Source organism: Humidesulfovibrio idahonensis (genome assembly GCF_054657715.1).
This window is the reverse complement of sequence record NZ_BAAHYE010000003.1, coordinates 85,133-107,185: the sequence shown is the minus strand read 5'-3', so window position 1 is coordinate 107,185 and position 22,053 is coordinate 85,133. Positions and strand designations below refer to the sequence as shown.

Annotated in this window: 15 protein-coding genes; 6 read left to right on the top strand and 9 right to left on the bottom strand. The window is 65.3% G+C overall.

Translation table 11 applies throughout. The annotated features are described in order from the left end of the window. The first annotated feature begins 78 nt into the window (after positions 1-78). The 3 genes from ACYQ4W_RS07255 to ACYQ4W_RS07245 all read left to right on the top strand — a co-directional run bounded on the left by ACYQ4W_RS07255 (position 79) and on the right by ACYQ4W_RS07245 (position 3,402). Positions 79-975, top strand: a complete 897-nt coding sequence (locus tag ACYQ4W_RS07255) for a DMT family transporter (protein ID WP_459854683.1) — start codon at positions 79-81, stop codon at positions 973-975. Positions 976-977: 2 nt separating this feature from the next. Continuing rightward, positions 978-1,748 (top strand): M48 family metallopeptidase, encoded by a 771-nt coding sequence (locus ACYQ4W_RS07250; RefSeq protein WP_459858507.1) that lies wholly within the window; start codon positions 978-980, stop codon positions 1,746-1,748. 358 nt (positions 1,749-2,106) lie between these two features. Next, complete coding sequence (locus ACYQ4W_RS07245; RefSeq protein WP_459854681.1) at positions 2,107-3,402, top strand: MFS transporter; 1,296 nt, start codon at positions 2,107-2,109, stop codon at positions 3,400-3,402. 16 nt (positions 3,403-3,418) lie between these two features. Here ACYQ4W_RS07245 and ACYQ4W_RS07240 read toward each other — a convergent pair whose 3' ends face one another. The 6 genes from ACYQ4W_RS07240 to carB all read right to left on the bottom strand — a co-directional run bounded on the left by ACYQ4W_RS07240 (position 3,419) and on the right by carB (position 13,127). Beyond that, complete coding sequence (locus tag ACYQ4W_RS07240) at positions 3,419-4,084, bottom strand: class I SAM-dependent methyltransferase (RefSeq protein WP_459854679.1); 666 nt, start codon at positions 4,082-4,084, stop codon at positions 3,419-3,421. Between the two features lie 264 nt (positions 4,085-4,348). Beyond that, the gene (locus ACYQ4W_RS07235; RefSeq protein ID WP_459854676.1) at positions 4,349-6,700 is read right to left on the bottom strand and encodes a penicillin-binding protein 1A; all 2,352 of its coding nucleotides are present in this window, start codon (positions 6,698-6,700) and stop codon (positions 4,349-4,351) included. Positions 6,701-6,754: 54 nt separating this feature from the next. After that, the gene (locus ACYQ4W_RS07230) at positions 6,755-7,285 is read right to left on the bottom strand and encodes a zinc/iron-chelating domain-containing protein (RefSeq protein WP_459854674.1); all 531 of its coding nucleotides are present in this window, start codon (positions 7,283-7,285) and stop codon (positions 6,755-6,757) included. Between the two features lie 3 nt (positions 7,286-7,288). After that, the gene (locus tag ACYQ4W_RS07225) at positions 7,289-8,299 is read right to left on the bottom strand and encodes a KpsF/GutQ family sugar-phosphate isomerase (RefSeq protein ID WP_459854672.1); all 1,011 of its coding nucleotides are present in this window, start codon (positions 8,297-8,299) and stop codon (positions 7,289-7,291) included. A gap of 87 nt (positions 8,300-8,386) precedes the next feature. Beyond that, on the bottom strand, positions 8,387-9,790 hold the full coding sequence (gene purF / locus ACYQ4W_RS07220; RefSeq protein WP_459854670.1) for an amidophosphoribosyltransferase: 1,404 nt from the start codon (positions 9,788-9,790) through the stop codon (positions 8,387-8,389). 103 nt (positions 9,791-9,893) lie between these two features. After that, a complete protein-coding gene (gene carB, locus ACYQ4W_RS07215; protein ID WP_459854667.1) occupies positions 9,894-13,127 on the bottom strand; it encodes a carbamoyl-phosphate synthase large subunit in 3,234 nt (1,077 codons plus the stop codon). Between the two features lie 580 nt (positions 13,128-13,707). Between carB and ACYQ4W_RS07210 the strand changes: the two genes are divergently transcribed. Both ACYQ4W_RS07210 and ACYQ4W_RS07205 read left to right on the top strand, forming a co-directional pair. After that, positions 13,708-15,951 (top strand): methyl-accepting chemotaxis protein, encoded by a 2,244-nt coding sequence (locus tag ACYQ4W_RS07210; RefSeq protein WP_459854665.1) that lies wholly within the window; start codon positions 13,708-13,710, stop codon positions 15,949-15,951. A 159-nt stretch (positions 15,952-16,110) separates the two neighbouring features. Then, on the top strand, positions 16,111-17,688 hold the full coding sequence (locus tag ACYQ4W_RS07205; protein WP_459854663.1) for an alkaline phosphatase: 1,578 nt from the start codon (positions 16,111-16,113) through the stop codon (positions 17,686-17,688). Between the two features lie 536 nt (positions 17,689-18,224). On the opposite strand, the gene ACYQ4W_RS07200 is transcribed toward ACYQ4W_RS07205, so the two are convergent. The 3 genes from ACYQ4W_RS07200 to ACYQ4W_RS07190 all read right to left on the bottom strand — a co-directional run bounded on the left by ACYQ4W_RS07200 (position 18,225) and on the right by ACYQ4W_RS07190 (position 21,501). Then, positions 18,225-18,680: a universal stress protein gene (locus ACYQ4W_RS07200; protein WP_459854661.1), complete on the bottom strand. Its 456-nt coding sequence runs from the start codon at positions 18,678-18,680 to the stop codon at positions 18,225-18,227. Positions 18,681-18,712: 32 nt separating this feature from the next. Continuing rightward, positions 18,713-19,693 (bottom strand): protein kinase family protein, encoded by a 981-nt coding sequence (locus ACYQ4W_RS07195; RefSeq protein ID WP_459854659.1) that lies wholly within the window; start codon positions 19,691-19,693, stop codon positions 18,713-18,715. A gap of 116 nt (positions 19,694-19,809) precedes the next feature. Continuing rightward, positions 19,810-21,501 carry an FmdE family protein gene (locus tag ACYQ4W_RS07190; RefSeq protein ID WP_459854657.1) on the bottom strand — a complete coding sequence of 564 codons (1,692 nt, stop codon included), beginning with the start codon at positions 21,499-21,501 and terminating at the stop codon, positions 19,810-19,812. A 219-nt stretch (positions 21,502-21,720) separates the two neighbouring features. Here ACYQ4W_RS07190 and ACYQ4W_RS07185 point away from each other — a divergent pair, with 219 nt between their 5' ends. Continuing rightward, the gene (locus tag ACYQ4W_RS07185; RefSeq protein ID WP_459854655.1) at positions 21,721-22,035 is read left to right on the top strand and encodes a c-type cytochrome; all 315 of its coding nucleotides are present in this window, start codon (positions 21,721-21,723) and stop codon (positions 22,033-22,035) included. The last annotated feature ends 18 nt before the right edge of the window (positions 22,036-22,053 follow it).

Below are 22,053 nucleotides of genomic sequence, written 5' to 3'. Positions count from 1 at the left end.
AGGCCTGCGCCCAATTCTCCACCGGACAATCCTCCCGGCGGCCAGCGCCGGCAGCAAAGGCAAGCAGGAACAAGCAGCATGACCGACGACCGCCGCGCGGCGCTTTTGCCAGTTCTGGCGCTTGTCGCGGCCAGCATCCTTTGGGCCAGCGCGTTCATCGCCTTCAAGCTGGCCTTCCAGGCGTACGACACCATGTTCGTGGTCTTTGGGCGCATGCTGGTGGCCTGCCTGTGCTTTCTGCCCCTGTACCCGCGCTTCCGCTCCCAGCCGTACCGCCGGGGAGACTGGAAGCCCATCGTGCTCATGGGCCTGTGCGAGCCCGGCCTGTACTTTCTTTTCGAGACGGCGGCCATCAAGAACACCGAGGCCGCCCAGGCGGGCATGATTGTGGCCATGCTGCCGCTCATGGTGGCCGTGGGCGCGCACTTCCTGCTCAAGGAAAAGGTCAGCCCGCGCACCTGGGCCGGGTTCCTCGTGGCCGTGGTCGGCGCGGCGCTGCTCTCTGTTTTTTCCAGCGCAACGGAGAACGCGCCCAACCCGACGCTGGGCAATTTCCTGGAATTCCTCGCCATGGTCTGCGCCACCGGCTACACCATCCTGCTCAAAAAGCTTTCGGTGCGCTACTCGCCCATGTTCCTCACCGCCACCCAGGCGTTGCTCGGCTGCGTGGTCTTTTTGCCGCTCATGTTTTTGCCAGGCCAGCGCCTGCCGACGGAATTCGTGCTCGTGCCCGCCTTGTCCATCGTCTACCTGGGCGCTGCAAGCACCCTCGGCGCTTATGGCCTGTACAGCTACGGCGTGAGCAAGATTCCCGCCTGCCAGGCCTCGGCCTTCATCAACCTCATTCCCGTGGCCACGGTGATCATGGCGCGGCTGGTGCTGGGCGAGGTGTTCTCGTTTTGGCAGTACGCGGCCTCCGCCCTGGTGCTGGGCGGCGTGTTGCTGAGCCAGGACAGGAAGTCCGCCGGGGCGTGAGCATGTTCGGATTCCTCAAATCCAAGCCAGCCGCGCCCAAGCCGTCAACTCCGCCAAGGCGCATCGAGATCGTTGCCGATGGCGAGCGCATACCGGTGGAGCTTTGCTTCGACCGCTTCCGAAGCCTGCGCATTTCCGTGCGGCCCGAGGGCGTGGTGCGCGTGCGCGCGCCGCAGGGCTCGAGCCTCATTTATGTGCAGGAGCACGTGCAGGCCAAGGCGGAGTGGATAGCCCGGCACTTGGAGCGCTTCCGCTCGCGCACGCCCGTGCGCTGCCTCGAATATGTCGATGGCGAGGTGCATGCCTTTCTGGGCCGCGAGTACCGCCTCGACCTCAAGCCCGGTTGTCGCAAAGGTCCGCGTGGGGTGCGCCTTGTGGAAGACCGTCTGGAGATCGTAAGCTCCACGCCGCTGGAGCCGGAGCGCGTGCGCAAGCTGCTGGACGCCTGGTATTTGAACCAGGCGCGCGAGGTGTTCACACTCACCATCCGCGAGCTTTTGCCGCGTTTCGACGCCCTTGGCGTGCCCCGGCCCACGCAGCTCAAGGTGCGGGCCATGACGAGCCGCTGGGGCACCTGCTCCCGCGCCGGGGTCATCACCCTGAACCGGCATCTTGTGAAAGCCTCGCCGCCGTGCGTGGAGTTCGTCGTGGCCCACGAGCTGTGCCACCGCCGCCACCACGGGCACGACGCCCGCTTCTACGGCCTGCTCGCGTCCATCATGCCGGACTGGAAAGAGCGCCGCGCCCGCCTGCGGCGCGAGGTCATCCTCTAGCCCTTTGATCCGGCAGCTTGCCGGGCGCAAGCAGTGCGCTTGCGGCAAAAGCCGGATATGCGCCAACTCTCGTCTTCGGACCACTGCCAGAAGCACGTCGCTTCAGCCGCCAGCCCCTGGTTTCGCGTCGTGCGACATGCCGTCCCAAAACAAGGGGTGAGACCATCACCGCCGCAAAGCCGTGGGGTAGTCGTTCCAACCCCTGGCTCAAGACCCGGTGCGCCGCGCCGCCGCGCAACCCGCGAGACAAAGGCGAAAGGTAAAGCCAGCGCTGCGCGAGCCCCGGCGCTGGCGCAAGCTGCCGCAAGCCCTTGCGCGCCACTTCCTATCGCGCCCCGGCCATGCTACCAAGCGGCCCATGACGAACGCACCGACCGCTTCCCTGGCCGCGCTGTACCGCAAGGTGGACGCGCGGCTTCTGCCGTATCTGTTCGCGCTCTATGTGGTGGCGTACCTGGACAGGGTCAACGTCTCCTTTGCGGCCCAGGGCCTGAGCCGCGACCTCTCGTTCTCCAGCTCCGTGTTCGGGCTGGGCGCGGGCATGTTCTTCGCCGGGTATGTGCTCTGCGAGGTGCCGAGCAACCTGATTCTGCGCCGCGTGGGCGCGCGGCTGTGGATCGCCCGGATCATGGTCACCTGGGGCCTGGCCGCGTGCGCCATGTCGCTGGTGCATGCGCAGTGGTCGTTCTACGGGCTGCGTTTTCTGCTGGGCGTGGCCGAGGCCGGTTTTCTGCCCGGCATCATCTATTACCTGACCTTGTGGTACCCGCAGGAGCGCCGCGCCCGGGCCGTGGCCCTGTTCATGGCCGCAACGCCTGTGGCCGGCGTCATCGGCGCGCCCGTTTCCGGCATGTTGCTCGACCTTCACGGGCTGCTCGGGCTGGCCGGCTGGCAGTGGCTCTTCGTGCTCGAAGGCCTGCCCGCCGTGTTGCTGGGCCTCTCCGTGCTGCGCTATCTGCCCGATGGCCCGGCCGAGGCGCGCTGGCTCGCCCCGGCGGAAAGCGCCGCCCTGACGGCCGTGCTGACCCCAAGCGCGAAGGACGAGGACGCGCGGAGCATGCGCCGGGTCCTTCTCGATTTGCTGCACAGCCCGAAGGTGTGGCTGCTCAGCGCGGCGTACTTCGCCCTGTGCGTGGGCATGTACGGTCTGGTCATGTGGATGCCGACGCTCCTCGGCGAAGTGCTGGGCGCTGCGTCCACGCCGTTGCGCGTGGGCCTGCTTTCGGCCATCCCGTATCTGGGCGGGGCCGTGGGCATGGTGCTGGTGGGGCGGCATTCCGACGCCACGGGCGAACGCCGCTGGCACACGGCCGGGCCGTTGTTCGTCAGCGCCGCGGGGTTCGCCTTGAGCCTGCTGCCCGTGCCGGGCCTGCACGGTCCCTGGTGGAGCCTTGGCTGTTACACCATCGCCACCATCGGCCTTTGGGGCCTGCTCGGTCCCTTCTGGACCATTCCCACCGGCCTGCTCACCGGCGCGGCAGCTGCGGGCGGCGTGGCGCTCATCAATTCCGTGGGCAACGCGGGCGGCTTTGTGGGCCCCACCCTGGTGGGCATGGTGCGCGATGCCACAGGCAGCCACGTCATCGGGTTCCTCTCCATCGCCGTCATCATGGCCCTGGGCGGCGTCTGCATCCTCGCGGCCACGCGGCGTTAAGCGCCGCCGGGCTTTTTCACTTCGCCACGGCGCGGTAGTGCACAAGCAGCGGGAAGTCCTCCCCGCGCTTGCGCATCTTGGCCGTGGCCGCATCCCCAAAATCCCTGGGCAGCCAGTCGCGCCGCATGGCCACGCGCAGACCAGCGGCGTTGAAGGCCGTCTCGTAGTCCGCGGCGGTGTGGGCGTGCACGGGCATGCGCACGGTTCCGCCCTGATCGCGGAAGTGCGCCGCTACGCCGCTGGCGGAAACCAGCGGATGGATTTCGATGACCTGCACACAGCCGCCCGGCCGCAGGATGCGCCTCGCCTCGCATAGCGGCGGCGCCATTTCGGCCAGGTGCTCCAGGGTCAGGCAGAACAGAACGCAGTCGAAGACTCCGGCCTGCATGGGCAGGGGCATGGTCATGTCGTGCTGGAAGAGCAGCAGGGTGGGATCGCACCGGGCGGCCTCGGCCAGCATCCCGGTGGAGAGGTCGCAGCCGGCCAGTCTGCCCGCGCCCAGCCGCCCGAGGGCCGCGAGGTTGCGACCCGTGCCGCAGCCGAACTCGAACACGTGGGCCCCTGCGGGCAGCCCGCGCCCAAGCTCCTCCACAACGCGGGCGGCTGCCGCCACCATGGGGTTGTCGTATCCGTCGTAGCCCGGCGCCCAGCGGTCGTAGGCGTCGCGGGTGGTGAGGAACACGGTAGGCTCCTGCCGCGATGCGTCGGCGGGGGGCGGGGCCTGGAATTTTGTGGCGTTTGCGGCGGGGAAACAGACGTGGGAGTGGTGTTTGCTCATGGTTGCCCTCGGTGAGATGCCGTCTCGGTTCGGGGCAAGTAGTTTTCCGGCTTTTGGCCGTTCAGCTCCGCCAGAGCGATTCCGTGCTAGCCGCAATGCCGCGGCGCTGTCAAGAAAAGGGCCGGAGGGAATGATTCCCCCCGGCCCTGCGGTGCGTGTCTTTTTTGCTTACAATCCCTGCTTCATCAAGTCGGAATCGCTGGTGGATGCGGCGCCTCCGGCCGAGGCGGCCCCCACGTCCGTCTGCGCGGGCTGCGTGCCTTCCATGAAGGGCAGGAAGTAGCTCTCCGGCGCGGGCTGCCCCTTGGAGCCGACGGCCTGGCTGTTCTCCACGCGGGCCCAGACGATGCCCTCGGGCGGCAGGAAGTCGTCGGGCGGGTAGCGGTCCTCGATGGCCTTGCGGTACTCGAGCCAGATGGGCAGGGCGGTGTGGCCGCCGGAGCCCTCGCGCCCCATGCTTTGCAGCTGGTCGTAGCCGACGTACACGCCGGTGAGCAGATGCGGGGTGAAGCCCATGAACCAGGCGTCCTGTTCGTTGTTGGTGGTGCCGGTTTTGCCAGCCAGGGGGCGGCCCAGGGCCTTGGCCGCGCCGCCGGTGCCCACGTTGATGACTTCCTTCAGCATGGAGACCATGATGAAGGCGTTCTGCGGGCTGATGGCCTCCACGTATTCCGGGTGGGACTGGTAGATGGTTTCGCCCCAGGCGCTTTTGACGCTGAGCACCAGGCGCGGTTTGACGTAGGTGCCGCCGCGCGCAAAGGCCGTGTAGGCCTGGCACATGTTCATGAGGGTGACGGCCGAGGAGCCCAGGGCGATGGACAGGTTCTCCGGCAGTTCGGACTCGATGCCCATGGCGCGGGCGCGTTCGATGACGGTTTTGACGCCGATCTTCTGGGCCACGCGGATGGTCACGAGGTTGCGCGACTTGGCGAGGGCCGTGGCGAGCAGCGTGGGACCGTAGAAGATGTCCTCGTAGTTTTCAGGACGCCAGATGGTGCCGGCCTCGGCGTTGGCGAAGACGATGGGCGCGTCCATGATGACGCTGCCGGGAGTGAAGCCGTTGTCCAGCGCGGCGCTGTAAACGATGGGCTTGAAGGACGAGCCGGGCTGGCGCTTGGCCTGGGTGGCGCGGTTGAACTGGCTCTTCTCGAAGCTGAAGCCGCCCACCAGGGCCACGACCTCGCCGGTTTCCGGCAGCATGGAGACCAGCGCTCCCTCGGGGCCGGGCTCGCGCTCCAGGGCCAGCACAAAGTGTCCGTTGCCCCGCACCTCGCGCACGCTGGCCCAGATGACATCGCCCTTGTGCAGAATGCGCGACGGATCGCCGGGCACGGGCGCGGCGTCGCCGGTGACGTCCTTGCGGCCGTTGCGGCACCAGGTGGTGGTGCTGGCGGGCACCTCGCCGGTGTATTGGCCAAAGCGCACCTGGGCCTTGTCCTTGGCGGTCTCCATGACGATGGCGCGCACCCAGGAGCCGGCCTTCAGGGTTTCAGTGACGCGGTTGTCCTCAAGGAAACGATTGTATTCCTCGGGCTTGAGGCGGCCCGCCGGACCTTCCCAGCCCTTGCGCTTGGCCACGTCGGCCAGGCCGCGGCGCATGGCGTTGTCCGCGGCTATCTGGTGCGGAATTTCGCAGGCGGTCTCGACCGTCATGCCGCCCTGATAGACCTCGTCCTCGCCGTATTTGTCGATGAGAAAGCGGCGGACTTCTTCAAGATAATACGCGCCCACCTTCCAGGAGTGGTCTTCCATGCTCTTGTACACGAGCTTTTGGTTGATGGCCTGGTCGTGCTGGGCCTGGCTTATCCAGCCCTGGGAGAGCATCTGGTCCAGAACGTACTTCTGGCGGGTCTTGGCGGCCTCGGGGTCGGCAAGGGGGTTGTAGCGGCTGGGCGCCTGGGGCAGACCGGCCAGGATGGCGGCCTCGGCCAGGGTCAGGTCCTTCACGTGCTTGCCGAAGAACTCGCGGCTGGCCGCCTCCACTCCGTACGATTTGGAGCCGAGGAAGATCTGGTTCAGGTAGATGGTGAGGATCTCGTCCTTGGTGAGGTAGTTCTCAAGCCTGTAGGCCAGCACGGCCTCTTTGATCTTGCGCTCGAAGCTCTTCTCCGGCGAGAGCAGCAGGCGCTTGACCACCTGCTGGGTGATGGTGCTGCCGCCCTGGCGGATGCCGCCGGCCTTGAGGTTCATGAGCGAGGCGCGGAAAATGGCCCAGGGGTCGACGCCGTCGTGCTTGTAGAAGCCGGAGTCCTCCGCCGCGAGAAAGGCCTTGGGCAGATAGGCGGGCATGTCCTGCAAGTGCACCAGGAAGCGCTTTTCCTTGTAGAAGTAGCCCAGCACCTTGCCGTCGCGCGAGAGCACGGTGGTCACCAGGGGCGGCTTGTAGTCCGTGATGTTGCGGAAGCCGGGCAGATCACGCGAGTAGAACCAGAAGGCCAGCGCGGCGCACAGCACGGCGCCCACGGGCATGGCGATGATGATCCAGAAAATCTTGCGCTTGAACCGGCGGCTCCATCTCATGGAAGATTCCCTTTTGGTGGGCTTTTTCGCTGTGTTGCGTGTGCGTGGCGGCATCTATTTTTGCTCCGGCAGGCCCCAGGCCTTGCGCAGTTCTCGGTAGGTTTGTCGAACGTTTTCACTCGTCATGCCCAGACGCCGCATCAGGCTGGCGCCGCCGCCTGCCTCGTGCTGGGCCTCGCACTGGCCGAACTCGAAAAAAAGCTCCCGCCCGGCCCTGATCCAGAAGGGGAACAGGCGGCAGTAAAGCGGCCTGGCCGGGCGCGGCAGCAGGCAGCCCGCCGGGCCCAGGAGCATGCACGCGCCGTCTTCGGCTATGGCCAGCCTGTCGTGCGCAGCTCCTGGCGGAAACAGCGCGATGATGGTCTTGGCCTCGCCCGGAAAAAGCCGGCACACGTTGTCCACAAAGGCGTCGGTGTTCGCTTGCCGGGCGAAGTGCTCCTCCGTGGCTCCCGCGGCCTCCATGCGGCTGCGCTCCAGGGGGGAAAGGGGGAAGCAGTGCTCCTCCTGTCCGGGCTCCAGAGTACAGCAGGTGCCGCTGTGCTTTGCGCACCGGGCGCAGACATTCGAGCCGTCGTCTTTCGGCATGGGTTAACCCGGCGCGAAGCGCACGCGGCCCTTGCCCAGCAGGTCGTGCAGATGCACGAGCCCGGCGAGGGTGCCGTCTTGGTTCAGCACGGGCAGCACGGTGATCTGCCGGGCCTCCATGAGATCGAGCACCTGGGCCGCGCTGTCCGCGACGCCGACGCTGCGCGGGGCCTTGGTCATCACCTCGGCCACGGGCCGCGCGGCGTCGAAGCCGCTTTTGCACAGCATGCGCCGCACGTCGCCGTCGGTGAGCACGCCGGTGAGCCGGCCTGCTGCGTCGGTGAGGGCGGCCAGGCCGAAGCCCCCGGCGTTGAGCGCGGCCAGGGCCTGGGGCAGGGGCGCGTCCTCGCGCAGCACGGGCAGATTCTCCGTGTGCATGAGCGAACTGATGGGCTGCGACAGGCGCGCGCCCAAGGCGCCGGCCGGATGCACGCGCTTGAAGTCCTTGGTGCTGAAGTCCTTCATCTGCATAAGGCACACGGCCAGGGCGTCGCCCACGGCCAGGGCCGCGGTGGTGCTTGTGGTGGGGGCCAGGTTGAGCGGGCAGGCCTCGCGCGGCACGCGCACCTCGATGACGACATCGGACAGGCGCGCCAGGGTGGAGTCCACGCCGGAGGTCATGCACACGATGACGCCCCCGAGGCTTTTGAGCGCCGGAAGCAGGTTGTTCAGCTCGTCGGTTTCGCCGCTGTTGGAGAGCGCCAGCACCACGTCGCCGGGGCGGATCATGCCCAGGTCGCCGTGGGCGCCCTCGACAGGGTGCAGGAAGAAGGCCGCTGTGCCGGTGCTGGAAAGGGTGGCCGCTATCTTGCGGCCCACCAGGCCGGATTTGCCGATGCCCGTGACCACGACGCGGCCCGTGCAGGCCACAAGCCGCTCCAGCGCTTCCAGAAAACCGCCGTTCAGCTGGCCGCGCACGGCGGTCAGGCCCTCTATCTCGACATCCAGCACCTCGCGCGCCAGTTCGAGCCAGCCGCCAGCGGGCGGCGTGCCGGTGTTTTCACAACGGCTCATGGCGGGCCTCTCAAGTCTTGTCACAACGCAACCCTCCCGGGATTTCGCGCCGGAGCGCAAGCGCCGTTCAGCGTCTGCCCCCGGCTCCTAGCCTGTGACCTTGCTTTCGTTCTCCAGGCACATCTTGCCCTGGTGGCTGCACGGCTCAATGGGGTACTCGCCGTTGAAGCAGGCCAGGCAGTGGGCGTTCTTTTCGGTGACGGAATCGAGCAGGCCGGGAATGGACAGGAAGTGCAGGCTGTCCAGGCCGATGAACCGGGCAATGTCGTTCACCGGCGTTGTGGCGGCGATGAGCTCGCCCTTGCTCGAAAAGTCGATGCCGTAGAAGCAGGGGAAGCGTATGGCCGGGCAGGACACGCGCATGTGGATCTCGCGTGCGCCCAGTTCGCGCAGTTTCTTCACGCGGGTGCGGATGGTGGTGCCGCGCACGATGGAGTCCTCGACGATGAGGATGCGCTTGCCCTCGATCATGCTGCGCACGGGGTTCAGCTTCACGCGCACGCTGAAGTTGCGCATGTCCTGGCTGGGCTGGATGAAGGTGCGGCCCACGTAGTGGTTGCGGATCATGGCCAGCTCAAGGGGCAGCCCGGACTCCTGGGAATAGCCCACGGCCGCGTAGTTGCCGGAGTCGGGGAAGGGCATGACGAAGTCCGCGTCCACCGGGGCTTCCTTGGCCAGCGTTGCGCCCATGGTCTTGCGGCGCACGTACACGCCTTCGTCGAAGACCATGGAGTCGGGCCGGGCAAAGTAGATGAGCTCGAAGATGCACTGGCGCTTGGGCGCGGTGTCGAGCAGGCGATGGCTGGTGAGGCGCCCGCCCTCGATGACGATCATCTCGCCGGGCTCCACCTGGCGGATGTACTCGGCCTCGATGAGGTCGAAGGCGCAGGTCTCGGAGGCGAACACGTAGTTGTCGTTCAGCCGGCCGATGACCAGAGGCCGCACGCCATGCGGGTCGCGCACGGCGATGAGCTTGTTGTTGGCCATGATGAGCAGCGAATACGCGCCCTTGACCCGCGCGCAGCTCTTGAGGATGGCTTCCTCGATGGTGCCGCCGTTGAGGTATTTGGCGATGAGGTGCACGAACACTTCCGTGTCCATGGTGGTCTGGAAGATGGAGCCCTCGTTCTCCAGCTCGCGCCGCAGCTCAAGGGTGTTCACCAGGTTGCCGTTGTGCCCCACGGCGATGTGCCAGTCCTTGAAGCGCACCAGAAAGGGCTGCGCGTTGCGGATCAGCGAGACGCCGGTGGTGGAGTAGCGGATGTGCCCCATGGCGATTTGCCCCTTGAGCTCTTTGCCCAGGTGGCGTTCGTTGAACACGTCGTGCACAAGGCCCATGCCCCGGTGCTCGCGGATGGCCGCGCCGTCCCAGGTGACAATGCCCGCGGACTCCTGCCCGCGGTGCTGCAGGGCGTAGAGTCCGAAGTAGGCCATGCGCGCGGCCTCCTGGTGTCCGTAGATGCCGAAGAGGCCGCAATACTCGCGTTTCATTGGGTGTCCTTGCGTTTTGGTCCAGGCCGGGGAAAACGCCTCGCGCACCGGAAGCGGTCAATCCGCTCCCGGCCGCCCGACCCTGGCGCAGCCGCGCCGGAGACTAATCGCCGTAATAGTCCTGCAGACAGCGCACCGAGAGCCCGTGGCCGCGTTCCTCGCGGATGGCCTGGGCCATTGCGGCCGCGCCGGACACCGTGGTGGTGTACGGAACGCCGTAGAGCAGGGTGGTCTGCCGGATCTCCTTGGAATCGTTTACCGTCCGCTTTCCGGAAGGGGTGTTGACCACAAGGGCGATCTGCTTGTTCTTGATGAGGTCCACGACGTTGGGGCGGCCCTCGTTCACCTTGAGCACACGCTCGACGTGCACGCCCTTGGCGGCGAGATGGTCCGCCGTGCCGCCCGTGGCCACGATGTGGAAGCCCAGATCGTCGAAGGCCTTAGCCACCGGGGTGATGATCGCCTTGTCGCGGTCGTTGACGGAGATGAACACCGTGCCCTTTTCGGGCAGGCGCTGGCCCGCGGCCAGCTGGCCCTTCATGAAGGCCAGGCCGAAGGTGGTGTCGATGCCCATGACTTCGCCGGTGGAGCGCATTTCAGGTCCGAGCAGCACGTCCACGCCGGGGAAGCGGTTGAAGGGGAACACGGACTCCTTGACGGAGACGTGGCCCGTCTTGCGCATGTCCCAGGGCTTCAGGTCCTTCAACTTCTCGCCCAGCATGACGCGGGTGGCGAGCTTGGCCAGGGGCACGCCCGTGGCCTTGCTGACGAAGGGCACCGTGCGCGAGGCGCGCGGGTTCACCTCAAGGATGTAGATCTCTCCGTCCTTGATGGCGAACTGGATGTTCATGAGGCCGATGACGCCGAGCTCCTTGGCCAGCTCTTTGGCCTGGCGCTCAATCTCGGCCACAACCTCGGGGGCGATGGTGTGCGGGGGCAGCACGCAGGCGGAGTCTCCGGAGTGGATGCCGGCCTCCTCGATGTGCTCCATGATGCCGCCGATGTACGTCTCGTCGCCGTCGGAAAGGGCGTCGGCATCCAGCTCGATGGCGTTCTCAAGGAACTTGTCGATGAGTATGGGATGCTCCGGCGAGATGACGGTTGCTTTGCGGAAGTAGTTGTTGAACTCCTCGTCGTCGTAAACGATCTCCATGCCGCGGCCGCCCAGCACGTAGGAGGGGCGCAGCACCAGCGGGTAGCCCAGGCTGTCCTTGATCTCCGTGGCCTGGGTCAGCGTCATGGCCGTGCCGCTCAGGGGCTGCTTCAGGTGCAGCTTGCGGATGAGCGCGGAGAAGAGTTCGCGGTCCTCGGCGCGGTCGATGCTTTCCGGCGGGGTGCCCAGGAGGTTCACGCCGGCCTTTTTGAGCGCCACGGCGAGGTTCAGCGGAGTCTGGCCGCCAAACTGCACAATGACGCCGAGGGGCTTCTCGAACTCCACGATGTTCAGCACGTCCTCATAGGTCACGGGCTCGAAGAAGAGACGGTCGCTGGTGTCGTAGTCCGTGCTCACGGTCTCCGGGTTGGAGTTGACCATGATGGACTGAATGCCCATTTCGCGCAGCGCGAAGGACGAATGGCAGCAGCAGTAGTCGAACTCGATGCCCTGGCCGATGCGGTTGGGGCCGCCGCCAAGAATCACCACCTTCTTCACGTCCTTGCTCTCGATTTCGCGGCCGGTCTCGTAGGTGGAATAGTAGTAGGGGGTGTAGGCCTCGAACTCCGCGGCGCAGGTGTCCACCAGATAGTAGGTGGGCAGCACGCCCAGGGACTTGCGCAGGGCGCGCATGGCTTCCTCGCTGGTGTTCCACAGCACGGAAAGCTGCTTGTCCGAGTAGCCGTATTCCTTGGCGCGCTTCAAAAGCGGCGCCAGGGCGGGGTTCTTGACGGAGATCTCATCGGACTTGCCGAAGGCCGCGAGCTCCGCCTCCATGGTGAGGATGTCGCGGATCTGGCGCAGGAACCACAGGTCGATGTGCGTGGCCGCGTAGATCTCCTCAAGGGTGAAGCCGCAGCGCATGGCGTTACGCACGGCGAAAAGCCGGGCGGAGTTGGGCTTGCGCATCAGGCGCAGCAGCTCCTCGCGGTCGATGCCGCAGGCCTCGAACTTTTTGCCCAGGCCGGGCATGCCCACTTCCAGGGAGCGCAGGCCTTTCTGCAGGGCTTCCTTGAAGGTGCGGCCAATGGCCATGGTCTCGCCCACGCTCTTCATGGAGGTGGTGAGGTAGTCCTCGCTGCCGGGGAACTTCTCGAAGGTGAAGCGCGGAATCTTGATGACGCAGTAGTCGATGGACGGCTCGAAGCTGGCCATGGTCTCGCGCGTGATGTCGTTGGGGATTTCGTCCAGGGTGTAGCCCACGGCCAGCTTGGCCGCGATCTTGGCGATGGGAAAGCCCGTGGCCTTGGAGGCCAGCGCGGACGAACGCGACACGCGGGGGTTCATCTCCACGATGATCATGTCGCCGTTTTTCGGGTTGATGGCGAACTGCACGTTGCTGCCGCCCGTCTCCACGCCGATTTCGCGCATGATGGCCAGGGCCGCGTCGCGCATCTTCTGGTATTCGTCGTCGGTCAGCGTCTGGCTGGGGGCCACGGTGATGGAGTCGCCCGTGTGCACGCCCATGGCGTCCATGTTTTCGATGGAGCAGATGATGACGCAGTTGTCTTTCTTGTCGCGCATCACCTCAAGCTCAAATTCCTTCCAGCCGAGCACGCTCTGCTCGATCATGATCTCGCTCTGCATGCTGGCGGCCAGGCCCTGGGCCGAAATCTTCTCCAGGTCTTCCATGTTGTAGGCCACGCCGCCGCCGGTGCCGCCCATGGTGAAGGCCGGGCGGATGATGAGCGGGAAGGGCAGGGTGTTGCCTATCTGGCGCACGTCGTCCATGGTGCGGGCGATGCCGCTCTTGGGCACCTTGAGGCCGATCTTTTCCATGGCGGCGCGGAAGAGCTCGCGGCTTTCGGCCTTCTGGATCACCGGCACCGAAGCGCCGATGAGCTCCACGCCGAATTTCTCCAGCACGCCCATTTTTGCCAGGGCAAGGGCGGTGTTGAGCGCGGTCTGTCCGCCCAGCGTGGGCAGAATGGCGTCCGGGCGCTCTTTCTCGATGATCTTGGCCACTGTTCCCGGCTCGATGGGCTCGATATATGTGCGGTCCGCCAATTCCGGGTCGGTCATGATGGTGGCCGGATTGGAATTGACGAGAATGACCTCGTAGCCTTCTTCCTTCAGGGCCTTCAGGGCCTGGGTGCCGGAGTAGTCGAACTCGCAGGCCTGGCCGATGACGATGGGGCCGGAGCCGATGAGCATGATCTTCTTGATGTCTGTGCGCTTGGGCATTTTTCCGTCGCTTGGGTGAGAGGTTTCTGCCGTGCCTTGAACCGCGTGTGATGTACGCCATAAGCATCCCGCAGGCAAGAGGCAAGGCCCTGCGGGGGCCTGGGGTCCGGCGGGGGGCGAGCCCTAAAGCCTTCCAGGTCCGGCGTCGATAACACGTCAAGATGATCAAGAGACTCCTTGCAAAGCATACCCTTTTGCCAAGGCCGCCAGCGAAGATGGGCTTCGTTGGCGGCCTTGCGCGTTTTTACGCGACTCTTGTTTTCCATCTGCCGGCATCGAGTATTCAAAATTTGCATGCAATAATGGTCCGCGATGTGTATTGGATTTGTCTATGTCGCAAGGCCGCGTTTGCCATGCGACTTCTGTGCTGTTCGTCACCAACAATCCATAATTATTACGTATATTCTGGGTTGCGGAACACATGCTCAGCGGGAAAGTGCAAACGCGCTGCCCAACTAGCGAAAATATCACAACGAATTGTTGACAACTTATTGCCCATACTGCATGTTTTAATCGAGAACTACGCACGATCCGCCAGCTAAAGCTGGTGTTGGCCTATGTAAACAAAAGAGAGGGGAGCATGCAGCTACGTTCCATTAAGCAAAAGATTGCCTTTATGGCAGGGCTTTGTCTGCTGTGTGTGGCCGGTGTGCTGGTCGTGTACGGCGTCTTCTCCGCAAGCAGGACGCAGAGCTTCGTCTCCGAGCGCGTGGGGAAAATCCTGCACGAAAGCGCCTTGAGCAACCTCGAATCGCTGGCCGCCAGCCAGGCCGCCATCGTGCAAAGCGCCCTACAGGACAACCTGGACACCGCGCGCACCACGGGCAGAGTGTTCGAGGTGCTGCGCTCCAAGCTGAGCAATGCCACTCTGCGTGGCGTTTTTGACGCCATCCTCAAGGGCAACCTGGAGAACAATCCCGGATATCTCGGCTCCTATTCCGCCTGGGAGCCCAATGCGCTGGACGGCATGGACGGCAAGTATTCCGGAACGGATGGCTCCGATGCCTCCGGCCGCTTCCTTTCGTACTGGAACCGCGATCCCAAGGGCAACATCGCCCGCCAGACGCTGGTCGAATACGAAAGCCAGGACAAGCACCCCAACGGCGTGCGCAAGGGCGGCTGGTATCTTGGCCCCCGCGAAACCGGCAAGGAGAGCGTGCTCGATCCTTTCCCGTACATCGTTCAGGGCCAGAAGGACTGGCTGACCACCATCTCCGTTCCGGTCAAGAAGGACGGCAAGTTCTTGGGCGTCTCCGGCACGGACCTGCGCCTGGGCTTCTTGCAGGACCTGGCCAGCAACGTGAACAAGAATCTCTACGGCGGCAAGGGCGAGGTGCTCATCATCAGCTATGACGGTTTGATGGTCGCCAACAGCAAGGACCCCAAGACCATCGGCGAACCGGCCAAGGCTCTGTTCACGAATTTCCAGGAAGTCATCGACAACGTGCAGTCTGGAAAGGCCAAGGTCGAGTTGAGCAAGGCCTCTGGACTGATGGTCGCATATGCGCCCATCTCGCTTGGCCGCACGGGCAAGCCCTGGGCCGTGGTCATCCGGCTGCCGGCTGATGTGGTTCTGGCGGACGCCAACGCCCTGAGCGCTGATTTGACCTCCCGCGCGCGCATGAACGCCCTGTGGCAGGTCGGCGTGGGGCTGCTTGTGGCCCTTGGCGGCATTGCCCTCCTGTGGGTCTTTGCCGAGACCTTGACCAAGCCTCTGCGCATGGCCGCAGGCTTTGCCGAAAAGGTCGCCGGTGGCGATTTCAACCAAAAGCTCGACATCAAGCAGGAAGACGAGATCGGCGTCTTGGCCACGGCGCTCACCAGCATGGTCGAAAACCTCAAGGGCAAGATCGCCGAGGCCAATCAGAAGAGCGCCGAAGCGGCCGAGCAGGCCCGTTTGGCGGGCATAGCCACCACCGAGGCCAATGAGGCCAAGGCCCGGGCCGAGCGCGCCAAGGCCGAGGGCATGATGCACGCCGCCCTGCAACTGGAGAAGGTTGTGGAGGTGGTGAGCAGCGCCAGCGAGGAGCTCTCCGCCCAAATCGAGCAGTCGAGCCGCGGCACCGAGGTGCAGAGCCAGCGCGTGGGCGAAACGGCCACGGCCATGGAAGAGATGAACGCCACGGTGCTTGAGGTGGCCAAGAACGCCTCCCAGGCGGCGGAATCCTCGGCCAGCGCCAGAACCAAGGCCATCAACGGCGCCAAGATCGTGTCCCAGGTTGTGGCGGGCATCAACACCATGCAGACCGTCTCCATGACCATGAAGGAGGACATGAACGCCCTGGGCAAGCAGGCCGAGGGCATCGGCCAGGTGATGAACGTCATTTCCGACATCGCCGACCAGACCAACCTTCTTGCCCTCAATGCCGCAATTGAAGCCGCCCGAGCGGGCGACGCCGGACGCGGCTTCGCGGTCGTGGCCGATGAAGTGCGCAAGCTGGCGGAAAAGACCATGGTCGCCACCAAGGAAGTGGGCGAGGCCATCAGCGGCATTCAGCACGGCACCAAGAAGAACCTGGAGAACGTGGAGCGCGCCGTGAGCACGGTGGAGCAGGCCACAGGCCTGGCGCGGGAAAGCGGCGAGGCCTTGCAGGAGATCGTGAGCCTTGTCGAGGTCGCGACCGACCAGGTGCGCAGCATCGCCGCCGCGAGCGAAGAACAGTCCGCCGCCAGCGAGGAGATCAACCGCAGCATCGAGGAGATCAACCGCATCTCCAGCGAGACGGCCAGCGCCATGAACCAGTCGGCCCAGGCCGTGGGCGAAATGGCCAGCCAGGCCGGAAACCTGCGCACGCTCATCGAAAAGATGAAGAGCGGCGAGTAGTCTTACAGCAACAACACCTCACAGGGGCGACGGGCATACGGCCTGCCGCCCCTGTTTCGTTTGCGTCCCTTGCCACGCATCTTTCACCTTCCCGTCACATTGCCGACCGTTTGCGCTGCTAGCTTGCGCAAAACAACACCACAACGGAGGAACAGGACGATGGACAACGATGCGAGCAACAGCGGGTTGAACAGGCGCGACATGCTGCGGCTTCTGGGCGCGGGCGCGGTGGCGGCCCTGCTGCCGGGAATGCTGCCCGAGGCGCACGGCGCCGAAGTTCCCGCCGGCGGACAGTTTGAACGCGCCAAGGGGCCGGGCGTCATCTTCGTCGTCGGCGACGGCATGCCCACAGGCGTTGTGCGCGCCATGCACGAGGTGCGCACCGGCGTTTTGGGCCGCAAGGACTCCAACCTCTACGCCCGCCTGCGCGACCCCAAGTCCAGCATCGGCTATATGGCCACGGCCAGCCTGTCCAGCATCGTCACGGACTCCGCGCCCGCCTCCGCCGCATGGTCCACGGGCGTGCACACCATCAACCACTCCCTGGCCGTGCTGCCCGACGGCCGCAAGCTCGCCACCATCTTCGAGCTTTTGAAGCCGCGCGGCGTGGCCTGCGGACTCGTCACCACCACCCGCGTCACCCACGCGACGCCCGCGGCCTGGGTCTCCCATCAGGCGGACCGCGATCTTGAGGACGTCATCGCCGAGGAGATGCTGGCCTTCAAGCCGGATGTGCTGCTCGGCGGCGGCCGCAACCATTTTGATCCCAAAAAGCGCAAGGACGGCAAAGATCTGCAAGCCGGTTTCAGCTCCGCCGGCTACGACGTGGTGAGCGACCGCGCCGCGCTTTTGGCCGCGCCCGCCCAGGCCAAGCCCCTGGCCGGGTTCTTCTCCGGCTCGCACATCCCGTATTATGTGGACCGCCTGAACGATTCGAACCTCTCCGGCGTGCCCTCCCTGCCGGAGATGACCACGGCGGCGCTCAAACGTCTGGCCAAGAATCCCGGCGGGTTCCTGCTCCAGGTGGAGGCCGGGCGCATCGACCACGCCAGCCATTCCAACGACGCCTGGTCGGCCATCATGGACACCATCGAGCTGGACGACACCCTGGGCGTCATCGACGCCTTCCTCAAGGTCAACCCGCGCACCCTGGTCATCGTCACCTCGGACCACGGCAACTCCGGCTGGGGCGTCAACGGCACCGGGCCGGAGTACAACGACGCCACAAGCGCCCTGCGCTCGTACCGCGCGGGCAAGGCCTCCTTCGAAGCCACCATCAAGCGCATGCAGGGCAAGAGCGCGGGCGAAATCCAAACTCTGCTGACCGAGATGTCCGGCTTCCCCATCAGCCCGGCCGACGCCGAACTCGTCATTCAGGCCATGCAGCCGGATTTTCAGCCCTTCCCCGGCGATTTCATCTACCAGCCCGATGCGACCATGGGACGCATTCTCGCCCACAGCGTGTACCCCAAGCAAGGCGCGCCCACCATCCGGCGCGGCAATGTCGGGTTCACCTCCTGCAACCACACGGCAGAGGACCAGATGCTGCTCGTCTACGGGCACAAGGCCAAGGAGCAGGGCGTGGACCGGCTGGTGGAGAACACCGAGCTGTTCAACGTCATGTGCCGCGCCTTCGGCGTGCACCACGCCAATCCCACCATGACCCTGGCCCAGGCGAGGCCCTTCCTCCTTGCCGGGACCGCGGACAAGGAGAGCCTGCGCAGGCATATCGCCTAGACGAGGCACGTGCGGGAGGCGCCACCCTCCCGCACTCTCCTGGGAGGGAAACGAGGCTGGGGCTGCCCATTGAACCCGGTCACGGGAGCAATTGCGTTCCCTTTTCAGCCGGGTCCGGGGCCGGCCAGCCCTCGGCCGCCGGAGGCATCTCCTTGCCCTCCGTTGGCAGCGCCTGGAGAAACCAGGGGCTCTGCCCCTGGGACCCCGCCAAAGGGCCTGAGGCCCTCTGGACACCCCATGAAAATCATAGAGGGCTTCCGCGCAAAGCCGCTGGAAGCCCTCTATGATTTTTCCCGCGTTGTGTTCTTATGTGTGAGAACTTGCCTTGATGGGGCGGCAAGAAACACGCTCGACAGGAGTATGTTTTGCATGTGATTACTTTGAGCCGGACTCATTTGTTCCGGTGCGTGCCTCCGCAAGTCAAAGGGCCTGTTCCGAGCATTGCTCGGAACAGGCCCTTTGACTTGCCCCGAGGGGGTCCGGGGGGAATCATTCCCCCCGGCCGCCGGAGGCTTCTTTACTCTTGCCGCCGTAATTTACTGCACCACCCACACCGCGCAGTTGCGGGCGTTGTGCACCAGCTTTGTGGACACGCTGCCGAAGAGAAACTCCTCGCCCTTGCTTAAGCCCCGGCGGCCCACAACGAGGGTGCCGAACCCGCCTTCCTGCTGCACGTCGAGGATGGTTTGGGCCACGCTGGGCTCCGCGCTGCATAGGAGCGTGCGCTCGGTGATGGCGCTGTCCGGCAGACCCGCGGCTGCAAGCCGTGCGTGGGCTTCCTTGAGGAAGTCGAACACGCTCTCGTGCTCCAGCTTGCACTGGCCGAGCCAGGCCTCCTCGGTTTCGAAGAGATCGCGGCCGGGCGCGCGTTCGATGTACAGCAGGGTCACGCGGACGCCGCTGGCGTTGGCGAGGATGCTTGCGGCGTAGTCCACGGCCCTTCGCGCGTTGTCCGAGGCGTCTACGGCGATGAGGATGTTCTTGAAGTCCATGCGGCCTCCTAGGTCTGCGGTGGGTCGGCGGGCTAAGCCCGGCGCAGGATGTCCAGACAGGGTTCCAGCTCGGCCAGCAGCTCCGGCACGGTTTCGTAATACACGTCGGAGTTGGCGGAATAGTGCATGAGCACGCGGTTCAGCTCCTCCGGCACATAGGGAAAGAGCTTGCGCAGATTCACGATGCGGTGGCGGAAGAAGAGCGAGCAGTCGGATTCCGTGATGAGCGGTCCGTCCATGTCCGCGTTGGCGCGGTCCTGAATGGTGTGCACGCCCTTGCCGGTGATGAAGGCCAGGATGTTGCCCAGGCCGAAGAGATCGAGGCCGAAGGGGTTCTCGGTGGTGTCGTAGCCGTAGTCGAAGTCGATCCAGCAGTACTCGCCGCTGGCGTGGTCCACGTAGAGGTGGTCGCGGCGTATGTCGCCGTGGCTTTCTCCGTTTTGGTGCAGGAAGAGTATGGCCTTGCAGGCGCGGATGAAGCGCTCGAGAATGCCGGGGTAGATTTCGTGGAAGTAGGTGCGGTGGTCGGCGCGGATGTCCTCCACGCTCAGGTCCAGCCTGCGGCCCTGCACGCGTTCCAGCACGCGCACCAGGTTGCCGCGTTCGTCCTTGAAGGTGACGCCCTGCATGAAGCGAGGGTCGCCCGCCACGAGCCTGAGGATGCGCGCCTCCTTGGCGGCGCTGCGGTGGCAGGTGATGGTCAGCGGGCCGATGTGCTGATCGAAGGTCTCCTGGAACTCCAGCTTCAGGATGCGGTACTGCCCGGTCTCGAGTTCGGTGCAGCGCTTGACCCAGAACTTGGGGTCCTCCATGCCGAAGCGCCTTTCGCGCTCGTCGCCGAGGACGAGAAAGTGGCGTCCGCCCACCTGGATGACGTCGCCGTAGCCGATGCTCATGAATTCGGTGGTGTCGGTGAAGACCGAACCGTAGGTGCCCACGCTGGTGGGCGGCTTGAAGTGCTCGATGAGGGCGCGGACGGACATCTTGGGCGGCGGGGGAACGGGCTCGGGCATGGTGCTCCTCCTGGTTCAGCCTGCCGCCAAATTACGCATTTTCGCACGTATGGTCAAGCGCTTGGCAAACTGGCCGCCCCGGCGGAATACCGGAGCGGCCAGAGGATCGGGCGTGGCTATTTGCCGAAGGGGCACTTGGGGAACACGCAGGTCTTGCAGTCGAGGCAGAAGCCGCCCTCGGCCATTTGGGCCAGGTCGGCGCGCTTGAGCCGCACGCCGGCCAGCACGCGGGGCAGCAGCAGGTCGAAGCTCGTGGCCTTGTGGAAGAGCGCACAGGCGGGCACGCCCATGACGCGCGCGCTGCCGGCCGGGCAGGCCAGGCGTCCCAGCAGGGTCATGGCTCCGGGCAGAATGGGCGCGCCGTAGAGCATGTCCGTCAGTCCCGCGGCGAGCAGCCCCTTGCGGGTCACGTCGTCGGGGTCCACGGAGAGCCCGGCCGTGGTGATGATGAGGTCGGCCCCGGCGGTGAGCAGTTTGCCCACGCTCTGGGCGATGCGCTCGGCGTCGTCCGGCACGATGTCCACGGCGACCACGGTGGAGCCCAGGCGTTCCACCTTCTCGCGGATGACCGGGGCGAACTTGTCCTCGATGAGCCCCTGGAACACCTCCGTGCCGGTGACGAGAATGCCCACGCGGGCGGGCCTGATGGGCGCGATGGAGAACAGCGGCCCGGCGGAGAGCACGGCCTGGGCCTTGTGGAAGTTCCCGGCCGAGAGATAGAGCGGAATGGCCCGCGCCCCGCCGATGGCCTTGCCCGCCTCGACCAGCACGCCGTGGTGGCGCGTGGCGCAGGTCACGTCCGGCACCAGGTTGAAGGCCTCCAGCTGCTCGCGGTTCAGCTCCAGCACGCCGGTCACTGTGGCCTTGAAATTCACCTTGCCCTCGTGGGGCTCCTCGTCAAAGGCGACATTGTCACCCGCCATGAGCTTGGCAAAGGCCAGGGCGGCCTTGTCCTCGTGGATGAAGCCGTCGGGCGTGTCCTGCTCCAGATAGACATGAGCCCGGCCCATGGTCTGCAGGCGGCACACGTCGCCGCCGCTGATGGTCTGGCCGGCGCGGAACTCCACGCCCTTGCTTTCGCCGGGCACAATGCGCGTCATGTCGTGCAGGGTCTTGTGGCCCACGGCCTCGCTCACGGGCACGGCCACAAGCTGCGGGCCGGCATCGACCGGGACTTGCTCGTGGGCGATGTCGTGGGGCGAACCGTGCGCCGAGCCATGGGTTTGGCAGCCCGCCTTTCCGGCCGAGCCGTAAGGGGCCTCGCCCTGGCAGCCGCGGCAAATGGCGCCGTCGCTGGCGGGGTAGGCCTCGGCGCAGATGGGGCACACGCCCACGCGGCCCATGCTCTTGTGCTTGCGGAAGCGGTCGTCCACCTGCACCGGGGCCATGGAGCAGAGCGTGTCGCCCGCGGTTTCTATCTCGCGGAACAGCCGCTCCGTGTCCTGATCGGCCTTCTTTTTGAGCTTGAGGAACCAGCCCCGGATTTCCTCGTACGGAGCCAGCTTGTCCAGGTCGACCCAAACGCGCACGCCCGTGCCGGTGTATTTGTCATACAGGCTCAGCGCGTAGCGGCCCAGGTTCAGCACGCGCATCCAGCCGTTGCCCAGGGTGCACGGGGTCAGAATCTGCACGGCGTCGGGCAGGCACTTGGCCGACTCGGACACGGCGTCGAACAGGGTGCCCGCGGGCAGCTGCCTGCGCGCCAGCTCCACCATATACCCGCCGATGAGCAGCCCCGGCGCGGGGTAGCCGTGGAAGGCAGCGGCCTTGGCTTTGAATTCCTCGAACGTGTAAGTTCCGATATTCATGTGTATTTCCGGTGTTGGTTGTTATGCTCTAAAAAACATAAGTAAGCATTCATAGCCAGCGGGACATTATTGGTCAACTATTTTTAAAATAATCGTGACAGTCTTCTTGACGAATATACCCCATACGGGTAGAGGGGTAGCTACTGGGCAATGCAAACCGCCGCGGGCTTCGGGCCTGGCGGCATAACCGTAAAGAACAAGCAGACAAGGAGACGGACAATGAAGCGCAGCAGCATGTTTTTCGCCATTCTTCTTCTGGTTCTGGCCGTGGCCGGCATGGCCTTTGCCGAGGGCAACGCCCGCAAGGGAAAGTACCTCTACCGCTCCAAGTGCCGCACCTGCCACGGGGTGGGCGCATCCGACCTTTCGCCCAGCTCCAAGACCCAGGCCGAGTGGAAGAAGGCCTTCGCCAAGCCGGAGAGCCTCAAGTGCGCCAAGGAGTGGAAGGGCCTCTCCGCCGAGGACAAGACCGACATCTTCACCTACCTGCACGACTACGCCAAGGACTCCCCCTCTCCGGCCAAGTGCAACTAGCCTGACCGCACAGGCGGG

Bases quoted from the DNA above. Each gene is read 5' to 3' on its own strand.
- ACYQ4W_RS07255 (WP_459854683.1), top strand. From the start codon at position 79: ATGACCGACGACCGCCGCGCGGCGCTTTTGCCAGTTCTGGCGCTTGTC.
- ACYQ4W_RS07250 (WP_459858507.1), top strand. From the start codon at position 978: ATGTTCGGATTCCTCAAATCCAAGCCAGCCGCGCCCAAGCCGTCAACT.
- ACYQ4W_RS07245 (WP_459854681.1), top strand. From the start codon at position 2,107: ATGACGAACGCACCGACCGCTTCCCTGGCCGCGCTGTACCGCAAGGTG.
- ACYQ4W_RS07235 (WP_459854676.1), bottom strand. From the start codon at position 6,700: ATGAGATGGAGCCGCCGGTTCAAGCGCAAGATTTTCTGGATCATCATC.
- ACYQ4W_RS07230 (WP_459854674.1), bottom strand. From the start codon at position 7,285: ATGCCGAAAGACGACGGCTCGAATGTCTGCGCCCGGTGCGCAAAGCAC.
- ACYQ4W_RS07225 (WP_459854672.1), bottom strand. From the start codon at position 8,299: ATGAGCCGTTGTGAAAACACCGGCACGCCGCCCGCTGGCGGCTGGCTC.
- purF (WP_459854670.1), bottom strand. From the start codon at position 9,790: ATGAAACGCGAGTATTGCGGCCTCTTCGGCATCTACGGACACCAGGAG.
- carB (WP_459854667.1), bottom strand. From the start codon at position 13,127: ATGCCCAAGCGCACAGACATCAAGAAGATCATGCTCATCGGCTCCGGC.
- ACYQ4W_RS07210 (WP_459854665.1), top strand. From the start codon at position 13,708: ATGCAGCTACGTTCCATTAAGCAAAAGATTGCCTTTATGGCAGGGCTT.
- ACYQ4W_RS07205 (WP_459854663.1), top strand. From the start codon at position 16,111: ATGGACAACGATGCGAGCAACAGCGGGTTGAACAGGCGCGACATGCTG.
- ACYQ4W_RS07200 (WP_459854661.1), bottom strand. From the start codon at position 18,680: ATGGACTTCAAGAACATCCTCATCGCCGTAGACGCCTCGGACAACGCG.
- ACYQ4W_RS07195 (WP_459854659.1), bottom strand. From the start codon at position 19,693: ATGCCCGAGCCCGTTCCCCCGCCGCCCAAGATGTCCGTCCGCGCCCTC.
- ACYQ4W_RS07190 (WP_459854657.1), bottom strand. From the start codon at position 21,501: ATGAATATCGGAACTTACACGTTCGAGGAATTCAAAGCCAAGGCCGCT.
- ACYQ4W_RS07185 (WP_459854655.1), top strand. From the start codon at position 21,721: ATGAAGCGCAGCAGCATGTTTTTCGCCATTCTTCTTCTGGTTCTGGCC.